Genomic DNA, 17,851 nt, shown 5'->3' with positions numbered 1-17,851 from the left:
CAGCGTTTAATAAGCGGCTGTGTTGATTTACCTATTTTGTCAGGAGCCGGTTATGGAATTGAACCTCGAACATTTTCGTCAGGAATATACGCAAGGCGGCCTCGACCGCAGCGATCTCGACGATAACCCCATGGTGCAATTCAAGCGGTGGATGGAGCAAACCATTGCCACCGGCATGCCGGACCCGAATGCCATGACCGTGGCGACCGTGGATGAAATTGGCCAACCGTCCCAGCGCATTGTGCTGTTAAAACAAGCCGATGATCGCGGTTTCGTTTTCTTTACCAACCTCGGCAGCCGCAAGGCTGTCGAGCTGCAACACAACCCGAAAATCAGCCTGCATTTTCCCTGGTATTTATTGCAACGCCAGGTCAAGGTTTGCGGCGTTGCCGAGCAGCTGTCTACCCCTGAAGTGTTGAAATATTTTGTCTCCCGCCCCCGCGAAAGTCAGCTGGGTGCCTGGGCATCCCGCCAGAGCCGCAGCATCCCGTCGCGCGATGTATTAATGCAACAATTCGAAAAAATGAAACAGCGATTTGGTAAGGGTGAAATTCCGCTACCGGACTTCTGGGGCGGCTTTCGGGTGGTTCCGCATGAAATAGAGTTCTGGCAGGGCGGTGCGCACCGCTTGCATGACCGTTTTCAGTACCTGCGCACCCTGGAAGGCGGTTGGCAAATTGAACGTCTGGAACCGTGATTTTTCCTGTTATTGACCTGGAGTTTTTATCATGTCTGCAAAGGCCACGCTTCCCTCATTGATGCAATACATTGCAGTGCGCGAACCCGGTGCCGCTGACGTGCTGCACATGGCCGAGGGCAATTTACCGGTACCGGCAGATGATGAAGTGCTGATTCGTGTCAGTGCTGCCGGGGTTAACCGGCCGGATGTGTTGCAGCGGCTGGGCCATTATCCGCCCCCGCCAGACGCGTCTCCCTTGCTCGGCCTTGAAGTTGCCGGTGAAGTGGTCGCTACCGGCAAACAGGTATCCCGCTGGCAAAGGGGCGATCTGGTTTGCGCGCTGGTGAACGGTGGCGGTTATGCCGAATATGCGGTGGCACCGGCCACCCAGTGTTTACAGGTACCGGCCGGTTTGTCGCTGGTGGAAGCGGCGGCTTTGCCGGAAACGGCTTTTACCGTATGGCATAACCTCTGGCAGCGCGCCGCGTTACGGCCCGGTGAAACCCTGTTGGTGCATGGTGGTAGCAGTGGCATTGGCACTCTCGCCATTCAGCTTGCGGCGGCCATGGGGGTGACAGTTTACGCCACCGCTGGCAGCGAAGAAAAGTGTCGGGTTTGTGAATCCCTGGGGGCCACCAAAGCGATCAATTACCGCGAGGAAGATTTCGTGGCTGTCATCAAGCAGCTCACCGACGGACGCGGTGTGGATGTGATTCTCGATATGGTGGGCGGTGACTATGTGCAGCGCAATTTTGCGGCGGCGGCGCGCGATGCCCGGCTGGTGTCTATCGCTTTTCTGGAGGGCAGCCGGGTCAATATTGATTTGATGCCGTTAATGATCAAACGGTTAACCCTGACCGGCTCCACGCTGCGCGGCCAGTCACCTTTGATCAAGGTACAAATTGCTCGCGAACTGGAGCAACAGGTGTGGCCGTTGATCACCCAGGGGAAAGTCAAACCGCTGATCAGCGCAGAATATCCCTTCGCCGAAGCCGCCGAAGCGCATCGTTTAATGGAGTCCGGCAACCTGATTGGCAAGGTAGTATTGGTGCCCAATCACTAGCCGCTGCTCAACAACTCTTTATCAGGCGTTGCAGCTGGAACCCCGTGTTTATGGGATTCAATAAGCTCCGGGGTTGCCGATTTTTTGCGATAGGCTGTTACGGTTTGTGTTGTGCTGCCACCAGGCGCCGGGCAATAGCGTTGAGCAACATGCCGTAAAGTGGCAGAAAGAAGATAAAACTGATCAGCAATTTGATCACGTAATCTACCGTGGCAATTTCTACCCAGTTTTCTGCCATAAAGGTATTTTCACTGCGGTAAAAGGCAATCGAAAAGAAAGCCGCGGTATCCAGCGCATTGCCAAAAATGCCGGATACTGCCGGTGCAATCCACCACTGCGGCAAGCGTCGCAGGCGATCAAACACCTGAATGTCCAGCAATTGCCCCAACACGTAGGCGCAAAAACTGGCCAGCGAAATGCGAAACACAAAACTGTGCCAGTCTTCCAGTGAACTCCAACCGCGCCAGCTTCCCTCCTGAAAAATAACCGAAACAATATAAGACACCAGCAGCGCTGGCAGCATGACCCGGGCGATTACCAGCCGTGCTTTGTGCTTGCCAAGAATGCGTGCGGTGAGGTCGGTGGCGAGAAAAATAAACGGGAAACTGAAAGCGCCCCAGGTGGTGTGCCAGCCGAATAACGAAAGGGGTAATTGCACCAGATAATTGCTGGCAATAATAATCAGCAGGTGAAACGCCACCAGCAATAGCGGGATGGAAACCCGCCAGGAATAGAACGCAGACATAAAAAAACCTTTTTTAAATGGGGTGAGGGAACCCATACAGCGTGAAAAATTTGTTACCCGCCTTGATGCGGGCAGGCGCGCATATTACGCGCTAAGGCGCAGTTGTTCCAGTGCATAAAAAACGGCCAGAGCCATTTTAAACATCGTGCGGCGATAGCCCACAAAATGGCTGTTATAAAAAAGCCCGCACGGGATTTCTCCCGGCGGGCAGTATCAAACCGGTAAGGGTTATGCCGGTACCTGGTAATCCTGATAAGGATCAAGGGTTTCAATCGTACCGTCGTCGTGAATGGTCAGTTCCGCCATCTTCATGGAACGCAAGTGGGTAACACCTTGCGACAAACTGGAGTCGTGATAGAACAAATACCATTTGCCTTCAAACTGGCAGATGGAATGGTGGGTTGTCCAGCCGACTACCGGGTTCAAAATGCGGCCACGGTAGGTAAAGGGGCCGTAAGGATTATCGCTGGAGGCATAACACAGGTAATGGGTATTACCGGTGGAGTAAGACAGGTAATACAAGCCATTGTGCTTGTGCACCCAGGGGCCTTCAAAATAGCGGCGGTCGTGATCGCCAGCCAGCAGCGGCTCGCCATTTTCATCGAGAATAACGATCTCACGCAGCGGCTCGGCGTACTCTTTCATGTCATCACTTAAACGCGCCACGATGGGGCCAAGCGCCGGCTCGTCATCAGCCGGTTCTTCATTGGCTTCGCTGTAAGTGTGATCGCGGTATTTCTGCAGCTGGCCGCCCCACAAACCACCCACGTACAAATAATAGCTGCCATCGTCATCGGCCAGTACCGCAGGGTCAATGGAGTAGCTGCCTTGGATCGGTTCCGGTTCGGCAACGAAAGGCCCCACCGGTGAATCACCCACGGCAACACCTACCTGGAAAATGCCATCTTTATTGCGTGCCGGAAAATAGAAATAGGTTTTACCGTCTTTCTGTGTCGCATCCGGTGCCCACATTTGCCGCTCAGCCCAGGCAACGTCTTTCACATGCAAGGCAACGCCGTGGTCGGTTACCGCACCGTCCGGCGATTCCATGGAGTACACATGGTAATCCTCCATGCCGAAATGATCGCCGTTGTCATTAAACGGAATGCCGGCATCAATATCGTGTGACGGGTAAATATAAATTTTTCCATCAAACACATGCGCTGACGGGTCAGCGGTGTACATGTTGGTGACCAGTGGTTGTGAAATCGCTTTGGCATTCAGCGTTTCAAAATCAATGTGATCGGTTTTTTCACTCATACAGGGTTACCTCGTTAAAGCTGTATTCAAATGTTTCTGCGAGCAGCAAGTTCGGCTTCAATTTGCAGCTCGGTTTGCTTGTTAATTTGGTAGAAGAACAGGCAGCCTGCGGCAATCAGGAACGGCAGCGACGCATAAACACTGACCGCCAGTTTGATACCGTTAATGGTTTCCGGGTTTTGTACGTCCAGTTGCGGGTTATAACCGTAGGTGGCGAGAATAGCTGCCACCAGCGCACCGCCCACGCTCAAGCCGGTTTTCAAACCGAAAATCATCGCCGAGAAAATAATCGCAGTAGCACGGCGACCATTTTTCCATTCCGAATAATCGGCCACGTCGGCGATCATTGCCCACAGTAACGGTGTGGTAATACCGTAGAAGAAGCCGTGCAGCAGCTGCGCCAAAAATGCCAGCGCGATGGCCTCTGGCGGGAAAAATACAAACACAAAAATAAACAAAGTTGATAAGAACAAGGCAATGGCAAATACATTGCGTTTGCCAAAGCGATCGGCAAATCGCTTGGAAAAGCCGATACCGATAATCATCATGATAATGCCAACGGCATTAAACAAACTGAATGCCGAGGTGGCGGCATCTTCCGGCCAGGCAAATTCAGTCAGGCCAATGCTGGTGAGCGCGCTATTCAAACCGGCCATAAAGCCGTTGAAACCAATGTTGCTCAAAAACGCCGCCAAGTGAGCTTCGCTTAAATAATTGCTGAAATAATAAATATACATGCCGCCTTTCAAGGCCAGCGTGATAAATACCAGAATGGTGGCAATCAGCATAATCAGCCAGGGGCGGTTTTTAACCAGGTCGGTGAGGTCTTCCAGAATGCCGGAGCGATTTTCTGCCGGGGTGATTACCCGTTCGCGGGTGGTCATAAAAGTAATCAGGAAGAAAACAATACCGGTGATGGAAAAGAAAAACATCACGCTATGGAAACCGGCGGCTTTATCGCCATCGCCCATAATCAGTACCAGCGGCAGCAAGAGTACCTGAATAATAAATTGCGCCACCATTACCGCCACAAAACGGTAGGACGACAAGCTGTTGCGATCTGCCATGCTGCCGGTCAGTACGCCGCTTAATGCAGAGTAGGGCAGGTTGTTGGCAGAATAAATAATTACCAGCAACACATAAGTCGTGAAGGCGTAAATAACTTTACCGTTTTCACTGAAGTCCGGTGTGCTGAAGGCCAGCAAGGCGACCGCGCCAAAGGGAATGGCGGTCCATAAAATCCAGGGCCGAAACTTGCCCCAACGGGTGTTGGTGCGGTCGGCAATAATGCCCATTACCGGGTTGAAAAATGCCCCTATCATGCCGCCGGCAAAAATAATGGTGGATGCCTGCGCCGGCGGAATGCCGTAAACATCGGTGTAAAAAAATGCCAGAAAAGTAAGCAGGGTTTGAAAGATCAGGTTAGCGGCCAGATCGCCGAGGCTGTAACCAACTTTTTCCGTGACTGATAATTTTTGTGAGTTGGACATAGGCATATTTTATTTTATTGGTTAATGGAAGATGTTACTTGCCGTAATGGTTCCCGGTAGTTTCCGTTGCACGCTTAAGGCGAGACAAGGGGAAATACCATTCCATTGGATAGGGATTGTGCCGCTAAACAGGGGTTATAGTCTACTAGTATATTACATGTCCGGTTGGTTTCCCGATTGACCTGCTGAATAACGAAAAACGGTTGGTGGTTAGCCAATTCCGCGAGGGTAAGGCGAGCGCTGAAACCCCACCGACAGTGACCGTTATCCGGGTCATCAACACTCCCGTAAAGTACGAAAAGCGGTCTTTTGATCAGGGGCCTAACCGGGCGCAGCCACCGGGAGTTGGCAAAAGTGTCATTACGGTGTTTGGTTCCCAGGCTGCAAAGGGTAAAATCACGGCTTCTCTTATGCTGTCTGGATTTTTTATGGCCTTTAAAAAAGCGGTCGCCGCTACTCTCTATTATTTGTATCAGTACCGCCGCGAACTGCTGCAGGCGCTGTTATGGCCATTGCTGGCATTTATCGTGATTGATTATTTGTCACCCGAGGAACCGGACAGCCCGCTCTGGGGCGGCATACTGCTGGTTACCTTTATCATCCAGGTGCTGGTGGCTATTACGGTGCATCGTATTGTGCTGTTGGGGCCAGGCTCGGTATCGCGCTGGGGCACTGTGGGCTGGGGGCGGCGGGAGCTTCGCTATGCGCTGCACGCGGTGGGGCTGTTGTTGATCATTATTCCGGTTGCGGCGTTAGCCGTTATACCGGTGATTGGCGGGCCGCTGGCCGTGGCTGCGGTAACCTGGGTGGTCGCTCGTCTCGGGCTGGTGTTTCCGGCAATTGCTATTGACCAGGAGTTTTCCTATAAGGATTCCTGGCGAATTACGGCCAATCACCAGTTGCTGGTGTTACTGGTGATGTTCGTCAACACCGTGGTACTGGCGTTGCTACCGGCATTGTTGCCGCGTGTTTTCCTGGTTTCCAGTGTGATTTCGCTAACCATGGTGGTGCTGCAAATCGGTTTGCTATCGATGGTTTACCAATTGATAGTGAATGAGAGCAACGAAAAACCATCGGTATGATTGCGTCATCATGAGCTGAATCGCCAGCAGGAAGGTTGCTATTCCCGCTGGCGATTGGCTTTTTCTGCTTCCCTTTTTGTTTCCTTCCTACTCACTTTTGCCGGATATTTTCCGGTGAAACCGTATTCATTTCGAGCTTCTTTATTTCTGCACCAAAATAGCGTTTTTCCGTTACTTTTCGCACCATTAAACAACGTTGTCTTTCTTGTTGTTATTTACTATCATTGGGTCAGCAAAATAAAAAACTTTTTTTGAAAGTTTGTTTCACTCATAACTCTATGATTTCTCGATAAAAATAATTTTACGCGCCGTTTTTCCCTGTTTTCAGAGTGATTTTTAGCGTTACCCAAGTGTTGACAACGTTGTCCCGTGAGGCGTAAAACTGCATCTGTAATAACTGTGGTCGTCATGGAATTTCTTTGTGTCAGGGGTACCGTCAGTTGGTATGTCAGATGAAGAAAAGCGGTTTTCAGTGCTGATAATTTCAGCCGGTTGTTAACGCGGGCTTTTGGGGAAGATCGCGTCCGGCTGGCTGGCAACTATCGGTACACCTGTTGCAGAAAGAAGTACCAAAGCTGTTGGGGATCGGATGTATATCCGGGGTGCATTACAAAAAATTAATTAGAGTAAGGATCAGATATGGCTATTTCACTGAATAAAAAAATACTCAGCCTGTCGATAGGTGCAGCAATGGCAGGTGTATTGCCCATGGCCGCAATTGCGCAGGAAGGTAGTGCGGTCGAAGAGATCGTGGTGATGGGAATGCGTAGCAGCATTGAAACCGCCCAGGATCTGAAACGTAATGCTGACACGGTAAAAGATGTGATCACCGCCTCCGACATCGGTGCCTTGCCCGATAAGAGCGTGACCGAAGCCCTGCAACGTGTGCCGGGCGTCACCATTGAACGTTTCGCCTCTTCCAGTGATCCTAAACACTATGCCGATGAAGGTACCGGTGTGCTGGTGCGTGGTCTGGACCGTGTTCGTTCGGAAATTAATGGCCGTGATGCCTTCAGTGCAAACCCCTGGGGTGGCCTTAGCTACGAAGATTTTCCGGCTGAATTGCTGGGTGCCGTTGAGGTTGTTAAAAACCAGACGGCAGATAATATTTCCGGTGGTATCGCCGGTACGGTTAACCTGATTACCCGCAAGCCATTCGATTCCAACGAGCGCGTTGTTGCCTTCAGTGCAAAAGCTAACTACGGCGATTTCCGCGAAGAGGTTACACCTTCTTTTTCCGCACTGTTTGCAGACAACTGGGAAACCAGTGCCGGTCGGTTTGGCTTCCTGCTGGCAGGCTCCCGTTCGGAATACAAAACCCGTGGTGACGGTATCGGCCTGGGCAACTTCCACTCACGTGGTGTAGACAACACCCCGGCTGCCAGTTACGACGAATGGGGAACGCTGGTAGGCCCGGGTAAAGTAGAAGGCATGTATGACGGCCCTTGCGTACCCAATGCACAGGCCTGGGGCGGTGGTTGCGGTACAACCGCTAATGTTATTACGGCCGAAGATGCGCACGTACCTTTATATGAAGGCACACCCCTGACCGGTCAGGAAGAAGGCGTCACCTGGTATACCCCAGCTGCTATTCATATGAGTACGGCGGAAAACGATCGCGAGCGTACCGGCTTCACCACCTCCTTACAATGGGCCAATAACGATGAAACCGTTATTGCTACTTTGGAGCACATCAATTCCAAAGCGTCACTGGAATATGTTGAGCGCCAGGTAGGCCAGGCAGCACAGGGCTTCGTAAGTCATCTGCGCAGCTCGCACGACTGGATTGACGGTGCAGGCGGTAATTATCCGCGCACTTTTGATAAAAATGGATTCTTAACATCCGGTGTTGCGTTGGGTACCAACGTAGAAGTGCCGATGAACTATCGCACCCGCTGGAACTACAACGAAAACACCGTTGAAGATACCTCATTCAACCTGGTGTTGAAGCCCACGGATCGGTTAACGCTGGAGCTGGATTATCAGCACATCGACTCCGAGCAAGTGGTACACAACTACAGCATGGCGGGCCAAACACGCGGCGGCCATGTGGCCAATGTGTCACCTTACTTCCTTGACTTGCGTGGCTCCCGCCCGACCATTGAATACCTGAGCAATAACATTTCGACACCGGGTTGGGCTCCGGATGCCGATGGTAATCCCATCGCGACTGAACCCAATCTCTTCCTGGCCTCAGGTATGGAGCAGGAAGAATTCAATACCGCCAAAGCGGACAGCTTCAAATTTGACGTTGCCTACGAAATGGACGGTGCATGGACCGGCGTAAGAGCAGGTGTTTACTATTCGGATAAAGACCTTGCTGTGCGTAACACCAACTACGAAGGTTGGTCTGCGATAGGTACGCCCTGGATTGATGATGACCGCATGGCTGCTGCCGCGGTAAATCAGCCTCACTTGTTCGAGCGTGTGAACTTCTCTGATTTTTATAACGGCAAAGTGCTGAAAGGCAATGTAGACAGCTTCCTGTTCCCGAAAATGGAACTGGTAAAAAATTATGCCGACTCCCTTCGTCAGGGTTGTAAAGATGGCTGGCATAACGCGACCAGCAGTGCAGCTAATAACGGTATTTGTACTGGCACCTATGTGCCTTACACCGATAAGCCTAACCGTGTAGAAGGGCCATACGCTGCGCATAACATCAGTTCATCCAATGAAAAACGTACCGAGTTTTATGTTCGTGGTGATTTTGAGTTTGATGAATTGAGAGTGCCGATGAAGGGTAACGTGGGTCTGCGTTATGTGAATTATGAATTGGAATCCACCGGGGCATTGGTGCAACCTTTGGCAGATACTCGTGGTATTGAAGGCAGCTCGCGCAATGAAGTCATGCAGCGCGATCACAAAGCGCTTTATGATCTTGCTACCGGTGAGTCTTCGTTGAGTACTGTAAAAGGTACAGATTACGATACGGTATTGCCAAGCTTGAACCTCAGCTTTGGTGTGGCTGATGATGTTGTAGTGCGCTTTGGTGTATCCAAAGGCTTGTACTACCCGAGCTTGATGGATACTCGTAACATCACGGTGATGAGCCTGGATTACGATGTCAGATTACAAGACCCGAGCTTGCCGCAAAGTGATGCGACCAACCCGGTTATTGCGCTCGATAACATGAATTTGACAGCCTTGGCCAGCAACCCTTATCTGGAACCGGAAGAGTCAGTAAACTTTGACTTGAGTACAGAGTGGTACTTTGCACCGGCAGGTTCTGTCACCGTGGGTCTGTTCCAGAAAAAGCTGGATAACATCATCCGCAACAGACAATTCGATCTGGACGTTGCTTACAACGGTATGACTTACGATGTATCAGCCTACGGTCCGGCAAATACCGGTTCAGGTACGATCCGCGGCGTAGAGTTCTCCTACTCGCAGTTCTACGACTTCCTGCCCGGGGCATGGAGTGGTCTGGGTTTGCAATTTAACTACACCTACATTGACCAGAAAGGTTTGGAAGATCCTAACGATGTAGCAGGAGGTTCGCTCGGCTTCAAGGAAGACGGATCGCGTGTTAATGACAGTCGTCACGCCTTCCGTGTGTTCAGTGGCTTGCCATTGCAAGGTTACTCGGACCAGAACATGAATATTGTGGGCATGTACGAATACAGCGATATTTCATTCCGCATTGCGTACACCTGGCGCTCCGAGTATTTGCTGACGTTGCGTGAATCCGAGGAATATGTTCCCGCTTTTGCCAAAGCTCAAGGTATGGTGGATGCCAGCTTGTATTACACCATCAACGACAATTGGAAAATTGGTGTTGAAGGTAGCAACCTGTTGAATGATGAAACCAAAACCCGTTATCAAATGAACCAGGCCGGTGTTAAAACGGATGCATTGAGTTTTACCACTGACCGTCGTTATGCTCTGAGTGTTCGTGCCAACTTCTAATGTTGGAAAAAGTTAATAAATGGTACTGATTGAAAAAGCGCGTAGCAGCAATGTTGCGCGCTTTTTTTGCATTAAACCGGGTATAGATACAGTATTAGGGATAAAGTAAACCCATCGCTACTGCGTATTTGGGAGTGTCATAAGGGAATAATTTGTTATGGTGAATTTAACCCGCTAGCGAGCCGGTGGGGTGGTTGATTGGATGTCGCTGTTGTATTGTTTTGGTTGTTGCTTTACCCGAAATATTCCCGTTGACCCAGGAATAATAATATGACCACTTATAAACAGATTCCCGAATACAAAAATCTGGCTGCAGCTCAGTTTTTTGACGATATTGTGCCGCTGCAAAAGCCGGTTGTAATAAGAGACTTTGCAGAACAGTGGCCGTTAGTGCACGCCGCAAAAGAAACGCCACAGGCATTTGTTGCTTATTTAAAGCGTTTTTATACCGGAAAAAAAGCCAGTATCCTGTTAGGACATCCCGATATCAAAGGGCGTTTTTTTTACAATGAAGATATGACAGGGGTCAACTATATTAAAGGCGATGAGCGGCTGGATTTGTATCTGGATCGCTTGCTGGATTTAATGAAAAAGGAAATTTACCCCGCCGCGTCAATACAAAATATTTTGCCGAGCAGCATATTGCCCGGCTTGGCTGGTCACAATAAATCTGATTTTTTTCCGGATGTTGAGCCACGCTTATGGTTGGGAAACCAGACAACGGTGAGTGCCCATTATGACGGTTCCGATAACCTTGCCTGTGTGGTGGCGGGGCGCCGGCGGTTTGTTCTTTTTGCTCCAGACCAGGTGGCCAATTTATATCCCGGCTCGCTGAATTTAACACCGGCGGGCGCTCCCGTCAGTCTGGTCAATCTTCACGATCCCGATTTTGAGCGTTACCCGCGTTATAAAACTGCGCTTGAGAATGCCTGGTCAGCAGAACTGTATCCTGGTGATGCGATTTTCATTCCTCTCTTGTGGTGGCATCACGTGGACTCCCTTGAAAAAATCAATGGTTTGATGAACTACTGGTGGAGTGGTTCTGCCGCAAAAGAAGTTATGCAGCCGACACCGCTAGACAGTTTGAATATGGCGATGCTGGCGATGCGGACGTTAACGCCAGTGCAACGAAATGCCTGGCGGGCTATGTTTGACCATTACCTCTTCAAACAGGGAGTAGATCCGGCTTCCTACATCCCCGAGCATTGCCAATATGCTATTGGAAAAATAACACCGGAGGCCGAGCGGACGCTTAAAAACCACATTATAGAAAGGCTCAAGCAGTAATTGATTATCGGGGACGCAACATGAAAATAAAGCGCATCGCAATTGTCGGTGGTGGTAATGCCGGTTGGTTGAGTGCAAATCATCTGGGTCTTGAGTTATTTCGTGATCCGGACATTGAGATTACGGTTATTGAGTCAAAAGACATACCGGTAATTGGCGTAGGGGAGGGCACCATTCCCATTATTCGCAATAGTTTGCAAAGTTTCGGTATTAGCGAAGTGGATATGCTTATCAATTGCGATGCAACCTTCAAAGCCGGTATTAAATTTTCTAACTGGAAAGATGCAAAAAAATACGGGAAGAATAATTTTTACTACCACACTTTTGATGCTCCCTATCCTGGCGGTTATGATCTTACTTACTATTGGTTGGGAAACCGGTCCGTGGCGGGGTTTTCACAGCTTTCTGATAGCTATCATATTGCTGAAAAAAACCGTTGTCCCAAACATCCCAATTCACCGCCCTATAAGGGTTTAATCAATTACGCATACCACTTTGATGCCGCGAAATTTTCCACGCTTCTCTCGGATAATGCCAAAAAACGCTTTCGTATCAGGCATATTTATGAAACGGTCAAGCAAGTGCTGCTCCACGAAGATGGCAGCATCAAGGGTTTTCAATACGACTCGGGCGGTTATGAGGCGTTTGATTTCTACATTGATTGCAGTGGCTTTTCTTCACTGCTTATGGGGGAAACCTTAAAGGTTCCATTTATTGACAAAAGTGATGTTGTTCTTACTGATACTGCTCTTGCTATGCAAGTGGCCTCCGAGCCGGATGAGGGCATTTTTCCTTACACCAAAGCAGTAGCACATGGTGCTGGCTGGATCTGGGATATTCCTTTGACGACCCGTCGTGGTACCGGGTTGGTGTACTCTTCCAGGCACATGACTGATGACGAAGCATTAGCGAAGTTCTCCCAATATCACGGTAAAAAGCTTGAGAGTACCCAGGTTCGAAAAATCCCGATGAAAGCAGGCTTCAGAGAGAATTTCTGGGAAAAAAACTGCGTGACCCTGGGGCTTGCGCAAGGTTTTATAGAACCGCTGGAAGCTACCTCACTATTTATCACGGACTTTTGTGCCGGCATGCTGGCCAGAAAATTTCCGGTTAACACAGAAGATATGCCTCTTTATGCCAAACACAGTAATGAAGTTGCCACGGCCATTTGGGAAAGAATTTTCGATTTTATCCAATTGCATTACTGCATTTCAGACAGGAGAGACACCCGGTTTTGGCGAGATGTAACTGAGAAGGTAGAGCGGTCTGATCTTTTGAAAGAGCGTCTGGAAATGTTCCGCTACTCTATTCCTCAGCGCACCGATTTCGGCAGCAGTTTTGATCTGTTTCATGCGGAGAGTTACTTGTGGGTGCTGTATGGCATGGACTACCCGACTCGTGCGCCGGTGGTGAGTGATGAAGTGGGGCAGCGCGCCAGGCAAAAAATCGTCGAGCACATAGGTAGGTCAGAGCAGCAGGCCGACTCATTAATGTCGCAACGCGAATGGTTGACGGCATTTAAAAAATTCGCTGCTCAAAATAAAGTTCGCTGACTGTGCAAAAAAATCATGTGCCTGATGGCTGCGTTTAATCAGTTAACCAATATGTGAATCTATTTATGGCAGATACAACCGGAAAACCTGAAAAAATACTTATTGTGGGTGGGGGTACAGCGGGCTGGATGGCGGCCAACCTGATTGTATCCCGCTGGAATGATGTTGAAGTCTGCCTATTGGAATCTACCGAAATCGGCATTATTGGCGTAGGCGAGGGTAGTACTCCGCATCTGAAATTCTTTTTTGACACCATTGGTGTTACTGAATCTGAATGGATGTCCCGCTGCAATGCTACCTACAAGAATGGAATTTCTTTTGCAGGCTGGTCATCTGTTACGGGGTTTGAGAGTTATTTTCATCCTTTTCCTGCACAAGTTGACGACTATACCGTCCCTGTCTTTTTTGAACATACCAGAGCCCGTCTTCAAGGCAAGCCTGTGAATGCTCATCCGGATCATTATTTTCTCGAAACCTATCTGACGAAACATAATCTTGGCCCTATACCGGCTGAATCTTTTCCGTTTGGTGTGGCTTATGGCTATCATTTCGACTCTCACCTGCTCGGACAATTTCTTGCTGAAAAGGCATTGAGCCGAGGAGTAAAACGGGTTTTTGGTACCTTGACCGAGGTTATATTTAACGCGGATGAAGAATTGGCATCGGTAAGATTGAGTGACGATAGTTTTCTGGATGCAGATTTTTTTGTTGATTGCTCAGGTTTCAAATCCCTGTTAATGCAAGGTGCCTTGAAGGTTAATTTCAAAAGCTTTAAAGATAACTTGTTTAATAATGCGGCGGTGGTAATGCCGACTCCTATCTCCCGTGAGATTCCCCCGGAAACCCGCTCAACTGCGCTGTCGAATGGCTGGGCCTGGAAAATTCCGTTAACCAATCGCTATGGCAATGGTTATGTTTACAGCAATGAATATATAACACCTGAGCAGGCAGAAACCGAACTGAGGCAACACCTCAATGTGGGTGATAGCGATGTGGCTGTGAGACATCTGCAAATGAAAGTGGGACGTGCTGAAAAACACTGGGAAAAAAACTGCGTGGCTGTAGGCCTGTCGCAAGGCTTTATCGAGCCTCTGGAGGCAACGGCGTTAGCGCTCTCCTGCGAAACGGTTATGCGCTTTATGAAACATTACGAGAACGGATCATACACGAATAAATTTTCAGATAACTTCAACCAGGAGATCAACGCCAAGTTTGAAGGTGTCCGCGATTATATTGTTTGCCATTATAAGGTTAATCAAAGAAAGGACACCGACTATTGGCGTGACAATGCGGCCAATACCCATCTGTCAGAAAATCTTGAAAAAATATTACATTTCTGGCGTCACAGCGAAGATTTCTCAAGAGATATGCATCTCAATAATCTGGTAGGCAGCTATCAACCCAAATCCTGGGCCTGTTTGCTGGCAGGTTACGGTGTTTTCCCGTCAATTGAAGCTCATGTCCGATATCAGTCACCTTACGACCTTGTCGAGGTGGCGGATTTCATCCGGCGGTGTGGCTTGAATTTCAAAACACATAATGAGTTGTTGTCCTGATGTACAGCCCACACGGTTGCTGACTTTCTAACATTTTTACTATCACTCTGGAGAAATATCGACATGTCTTTATGCAAAAGTATTGGAGCACGCCTGGGTTTAGGGAGCATTTTTTTTATTGCGCCCTTTTTCGCATGGGCAGAGGATAATGCTCTGCATCCTTCACTGCAAAATCCCGATCTCTGGAGTTACGGTGCTGATCCTTACGGTTCAAAAGTTATTACCGGTGATTCGCTGATCAAAGACGGCGCGGCCAGAATTGCGTTTGAGCGAGCGCCCAAACCTGCGGCGGATCGTAATACCTGGATCGAGCTTATTTATCATGCCCCGGACGGTCATCTTGGTGGCACTCAAGCCGTGCGTATTACCTACCAATGTTCGGAAGCATTATTGATGAAATTTTCACAGCGGGATTTTGGTGAAGATGGTGATAACAGCTATGCGCATTATCAAACCTTGTTACCGGCAGCAGAAGATTGGAAAACCGTCACGGTCAGTCTCGCCGACTTTTCCCGCCCCGCATGGACGCCTGCGACATCAAACGATGTTGGTTTAATTCTGGAGAATGTCAGTGCAATTTATCTGGCGCCCGCTCTGGATGATAGCCAGGGTGGTCACGCAACCCTGAATGTAAAATCTATTGAGATTCTGACTGCCGCTGACTAGCCCGGTATTCTGGCGCATCAGGCGGCTGTCCATGCAATCCAACGTTTGTCCGCAGCCTGGTGTTGCCGTTGTGCGGTTTTATTGCACTTCTGGATTCACCCGGCGCTGCGCGCCTATAATGCCGGCTTCCTCCCGTTGATTTTTGCAAAGGTAGCAGGCCATGTCGTTAATGCCCGGCGTGTATCGTCATTACAAAGGCAAGCTTTATCAGGTTACTCGCGTTGCTACGCACAGCGAAACCGGTGAGTTGCTGGTGGTTTATCGCTGCCTGTACGGCGACTATTCCTGGTGGGTTCGGCCTTTGGCGATGTTTCAGGAAACCGTCACCATTGCCGGTGAAGAAGTGGCACGCTTCCAGTGGTTGAAAGTGTTTTCGGGCAATGATTTTCCCGAGGCAGCATCGCAGTGAGCCAGTGGGATAAAACCGACAACGACTGGATGGCCTACGCCCTGACCCTGGCAGCCAGAGGTGAATTGCTGGGCGAAGTGCCGGTGGGGGCGGTTATTGTGCGCGATGGAGAAATTCTCGGGGAAGGGTGGAATTGCCCTATCAGCCAATCCGACCCCACGGCGCATGCAGAAATTGTCGCGATGCGCGATGCCGCCACCCGGGAAAATAATTATCGCCTGCCAGGCAGCACCCTGTATGTCACTCTGGAACCCTGCACTATGTGCGCCGGTGCTATGGTGCATGCCCGTGTGGCGAGGGTGGTTTATGGCACCACCGAACCGAAAGCCGGTGTGGTAGAAAGCAGAGCCAATTTACTGGAGTCCGCTTTTTTTAATCACAAGGTGGCGGCGGTGGGCGGGGTACTTGCCGCTAACTGCCAGCACCAGCTCAGCGATTTTTTCCGCAAGCGACGGGAACAACAACGGCTGGAAAAAGAACAAAAAAAAGCCGCTGTGGTTGCCAACAGCGGCCTTGATGATTCGGTCTGATTCGAGATTAAACCTTAAAGAATCGGGAAGCCGGTATCCAGCGCGTTGCGCGAGAGAACATTACCCGATGCATCCCGGGCTTTTTCTTCCGGCGAGCGGTTGTCGTGTTGCGCTACCGCCAGACGACGCTCTTCCTGTTCTGCGTGCCATGCCATGATTTTGTGGTAGTTGCGCACTTTTTTCACGTAAGCAACTGGCTCCCAACCACGTGCGTAACCATGGCGGGTTTTGGTGTAGTACTGGCGCTTGGACAGCAGCGGCAGGTATTTGCGCACATCATCCCACTTGTTCGGGTCATCACCGTTTTTCTCGGTCAGTACCCGTGCATCCTCAAGATGGCCAAGCCCTACGTTGTAAGCGGCCAGCGCCATGTACAAACGGTCTTCTTCGTTGGTAACACGTGCCGGAATACGAGCCAGCAGGTTTTTCAAATATTGCGCACCACCAAAGATGCTTTGTTTAGGGTCAACGCGATCGTTTACGCCCACTTCGCTGGCGGCTGCACGGGTCAGCATCATCAAACCGCGCACGCCGGTCGGTGATACGGCTTTCGGGTCCCAGTGAGATTCCTGATAGCTGATGGCGGCCAACAGTTTCCAGTCCAGCTCAAAATCGTCGGCGGCTTCTTTTAAATGGTTTTCCCATTGTGGAAAGCGCTCGGTCAAACGGTAAGTGAACATCAACGCATCGGCGGTGGTCACTTCTTCAATCGGTGGCGGGCGATAGAAGTTTTCGGTAATGCGTTGCAAGGTGCCATCCTGCTGTACCCGTTGCAGGTATTGTTCTGCCGCATCATATAAAGAGCGATCCAGCGTGTTCTGGAATGCCCAGGCAAGATGTTGTGGCTCGCTGATATTCAGGGCAACTTTTGCTCGCGGATACACGTAGCGGTGCAATTCAAAAATATTCGAATCAATAATCGCCAGATCCGCTTCACCCTTGTGCACCATCTCCAGCAGATCAAACATCTCTGCGCCCACTACTTCACGCCAGCTCAGTTCCGGCCAGGTTTCTTTCAGTTCTTCGAGGCGGTCGAGGTGAGCGCTTTTATTGGAGACCACCAAATCACGGCCCACCAGATCTTCCAGCTTTTTCGGAGCCGGTTTGCGGGTGTTATAGATGACTTGCTGGTGTATATCCATAAACGGCTGGCTGAACAGCACGCGATCGCTACGCTTGGGCGTAACAACAATGCCGGCGGCGGCCAGATGGTGAGTGGCCCGGGTAGAAAGCTGATAGAGCATATCGTCAATACGACGCTCATCGCGAATCACCAGGTCTACCCCCAGTTCATCGGCAAAGCCTTTTAGCAGTTCATATTCAAAGCCCGAGTAGCCGTTTGGCGTCTCGTAATACGTCGTGGGTCCATTACGGGAAACCACGTGCAATTCGCCCTGGGCTTTAACTTGCTCAAGGAGAGTGGGCTGATAACTGCGAACCAAAAGAAAGGTACAAAGGACGATGGTCAGTCCGGTGATTACTTTGATAAGCGAAAGTGGCCTTAAGATCATGCGTGTATCTTGTCCTTTATCCATATCCTGAGATCTCCGGAGTTACGGATTGGAGTCTGATCCATGGGAATAGCTCCTGGTGTTCATCTGTCCGTCTATTCGAAAACTGCCGTG

At 50.0% G+C, this 17,851-nt stretch carries 14 protein-coding genes; 10 read left to right on the top strand and 4 right to left on the bottom strand.

The window, feature by feature from the left end; all coding sequences use genetic code 11:
• Positions 1 to 58 precede the first annotated feature (58 nt).
• Entirely contained in the window at positions 59 to 697 is a 639-nt protein-coding gene (gene pdxH / locus C4F51_RS12240; RefSeq protein WP_193912572.1) for a pyridoxamine 5'-phosphate oxidase, read from the top strand.
• A gap of 31 nt (positions 698 to 728) precedes the next feature.
• On the top strand, positions 729 to 1,742 hold the full coding sequence (locus C4F51_RS12235; protein WP_235992329.1) for an NAD(P)H-quinone oxidoreductase: 1,014 nt from the start codon (positions 729 to 731) through the stop codon (positions 1,740 to 1,742).
• A gap of 97 nt (positions 1,743 to 1,839) precedes the next feature.
• On the opposite strand, the gene C4F51_RS12230 is transcribed toward C4F51_RS12235, so the two are convergent.
• From C4F51_RS12230 to C4F51_RS12220, 3 genes are all read right to left on the bottom strand, one after another.
• Entirely contained in the window at positions 1,840 to 2,487 is a 648-nt protein-coding gene (locus C4F51_RS12230) for a 7-cyano-7-deazaguanine/7-aminomethyl-7-deazaguanine transporter (protein WP_193910183.1), read from the bottom strand.
• A 228-nt stretch (positions 2,488 to 2,715) separates the two neighbouring features.
• A complete protein-coding gene (locus C4F51_RS12225; protein WP_193910181.1) occupies positions 2,716 to 3,747 on the bottom strand; it encodes a glycoside hydrolase family 43 protein in 1,032 nt (343 codons plus the stop codon).
• 26 nt (positions 3,748 to 3,773) lie between these two features.
• The gene (locus C4F51_RS12220; RefSeq protein WP_193910180.1) at positions 3,774 to 5,237 is read right to left on the bottom strand and encodes an MFS transporter; all 1,464 of its coding nucleotides are present in this window, start codon (positions 5,235 to 5,237) and stop codon (positions 3,774 to 3,776) included.
• A gap of 428 nt (positions 5,238 to 5,665) precedes the next feature.
• On the opposite strand from C4F51_RS12220, the gene C4F51_RS12215 reads away from it, so the two are divergent.
• The 8 genes from C4F51_RS12215 to tadA all read left to right on the top strand — a co-directional run bounded on the left by C4F51_RS12215 (position 5,666) and on the right by tadA (position 16,226).
• On the top strand, positions 5,666 to 6,319 hold the full coding sequence (locus C4F51_RS12215) for a hypothetical protein (protein WP_193910178.1): 654 nt from the start codon (positions 5,666 to 5,668) through the stop codon (positions 6,317 to 6,319).
• Between the two features lie 639 nt (positions 6,320 to 6,958).
• Complete coding sequence (locus C4F51_RS12210; protein ID WP_193910176.1) at positions 6,959 to 10,225, top strand: TonB-dependent receptor; 3,267 nt, start codon at positions 6,959 to 6,961, stop codon at positions 10,223 to 10,225.
• A 270-nt stretch (positions 10,226 to 10,495) separates the two neighbouring features.
• Entirely contained in the window at positions 10,496 to 11,512 is a 1,017-nt protein-coding gene (locus C4F51_RS12205) for a cupin-like domain-containing protein (RefSeq protein WP_193910174.1), read from the top strand.
• Positions 11,513 to 11,532: 20 nt separating this feature from the next.
• Positions 11,533 to 13,065: a tryptophan halogenase family protein gene (locus C4F51_RS12200; RefSeq protein WP_193910172.1), complete on the top strand. Its 1,533-nt coding sequence runs from the start codon at positions 11,533 to 11,535 to the stop codon at positions 13,063 to 13,065.
• A 65-nt stretch (positions 13,066 to 13,130) separates the two neighbouring features.
• Positions 13,131 to 14,621, top strand: coding sequence for a tryptophan halogenase family protein (locus tag C4F51_RS12195; RefSeq protein WP_193910170.1), 1,491 nt, complete (start codon positions 13,131 to 13,133; stop codon positions 14,619 to 14,621).
• Between the two features lie 63 nt (positions 14,622 to 14,684).
• Positions 14,685 to 15,287, top strand: coding sequence for a hypothetical protein (locus C4F51_RS12190; protein ID WP_193910167.1), 603 nt, complete (start codon positions 14,685 to 14,687; stop codon positions 15,285 to 15,287).
• A 160-nt stretch (positions 15,288 to 15,447) separates the two neighbouring features.
• The gene (locus tag C4F51_RS12185) at positions 15,448 to 15,696 is read left to right on the top strand and encodes a DUF1653 domain-containing protein (RefSeq protein ID WP_193910165.1); all 249 of its coding nucleotides are present in this window, start codon (positions 15,448 to 15,450) and stop codon (positions 15,694 to 15,696) included.
• Positions 15,693 to 16,226 (top strand): tRNA adenosine(34) deaminase TadA, encoded by a 534-nt coding sequence (gene tadA, locus C4F51_RS12180; RefSeq protein ID WP_328701363.1) that lies wholly within the window; start codon positions 15,693 to 15,695, stop codon positions 16,224 to 16,226. Before C4F51_RS12185 ends, tadA begins: the two co-directional genes overlap by 4 nt.
• A 14-nt stretch (positions 16,227 to 16,240) precedes the next feature.
• Here the strand turns inward: tadA and mltF are convergent, their stop codons facing one another.
• Positions 16,241 to 17,761, bottom strand: a complete 1,521-nt coding sequence (gene mltF / locus C4F51_RS12175) for a membrane-bound lytic murein transglycosylase MltF (protein WP_193910163.1) — start codon at positions 17,759 to 17,761, stop codon at positions 16,241 to 16,243.
• Positions 17,762 to 17,851: the final 90 nt, after the last annotated feature.

The organism is Cellvibrio polysaccharolyticus, assembly GCF_015182315.1.
Lineage (GTDB): Bacteria > Pseudomonadota > Gammaproteobacteria > Pseudomonadales > Cellvibrionaceae > Cellvibrio > Cellvibrio polysaccharolyticus.
The sequence above is the reverse complement of the archived record's forward strand: the minus strand, read 5'-3'. Positions and strand labels throughout refer to the sequence as shown.

What these genes read in the sequence shown, in the direction of transcription:
- C4F51_RS12235 (WP_235992329.1), top strand. Translation starts at nt 729, where the DNA reads ATGTCTGCAAAGGCCACGCTTCCCTCATTGATGCAATACATTGCAGTG.
- C4F51_RS12230 (WP_193910183.1), bottom strand. Translation starts at nt 2,487, where the DNA reads ATGTCTGCGTTCTATTCCTGGCGGGTTTCCATCCCGCTATTGCTGGTG.
- C4F51_RS12225 (WP_193910181.1), bottom strand. Translation starts at nt 3,747, where the DNA reads ATGAGTGAAAAAACCGATCACATTGATTTTGAAACGCTGAATGCCAAA.
- C4F51_RS12220 (WP_193910180.1), bottom strand. Translation starts at nt 5,237, where the DNA reads ATGTCCAACTCACAAAAATTATCAGTCACGGAAAAAGTTGGTTACAGC.
- C4F51_RS12215 (WP_193910178.1), top strand. Translation starts at nt 5,666, where the DNA reads ATGGCCTTTAAAAAAGCGGTCGCCGCTACTCTCTATTATTTGTATCAG.
- C4F51_RS12210 (WP_193910176.1), top strand. Translation starts at nt 6,959, where the DNA reads ATGGCTATTTCACTGAATAAAAAAATACTCAGCCTGTCGATAGGTGCA.
- C4F51_RS12205 (WP_193910174.1), top strand. Translation starts at nt 10,496, where the DNA reads ATGACCACTTATAAACAGATTCCCGAATACAAAAATCTGGCTGCAGCT.
- C4F51_RS12200 (WP_193910172.1), top strand. Translation starts at nt 11,533, where the DNA reads ATGAAAATAAAGCGCATCGCAATTGTCGGTGGTGGTAATGCCGGTTGG.
- C4F51_RS12195 (WP_193910170.1), top strand. Translation starts at nt 13,131, where the DNA reads ATGGCAGATACAACCGGAAAACCTGAAAAAATACTTATTGTGGGTGGG.
- C4F51_RS12190 (WP_193910167.1), top strand. Translation starts at nt 14,685, where the DNA reads ATGTCTTTATGCAAAAGTATTGGAGCACGCCTGGGTTTAGGGAGCATT.
- C4F51_RS12185 (WP_193910165.1), top strand. Translation starts at nt 15,448, where the DNA reads ATGTCGTTAATGCCCGGCGTGTATCGTCATTACAAAGGCAAGCTTTAT.
- mltF (WP_193910163.1), bottom strand. Translation starts at nt 17,761, where the DNA reads ATGGATAAAGGACAAGATACACGCATGATCTTAAGGCCACTTTCGCTT.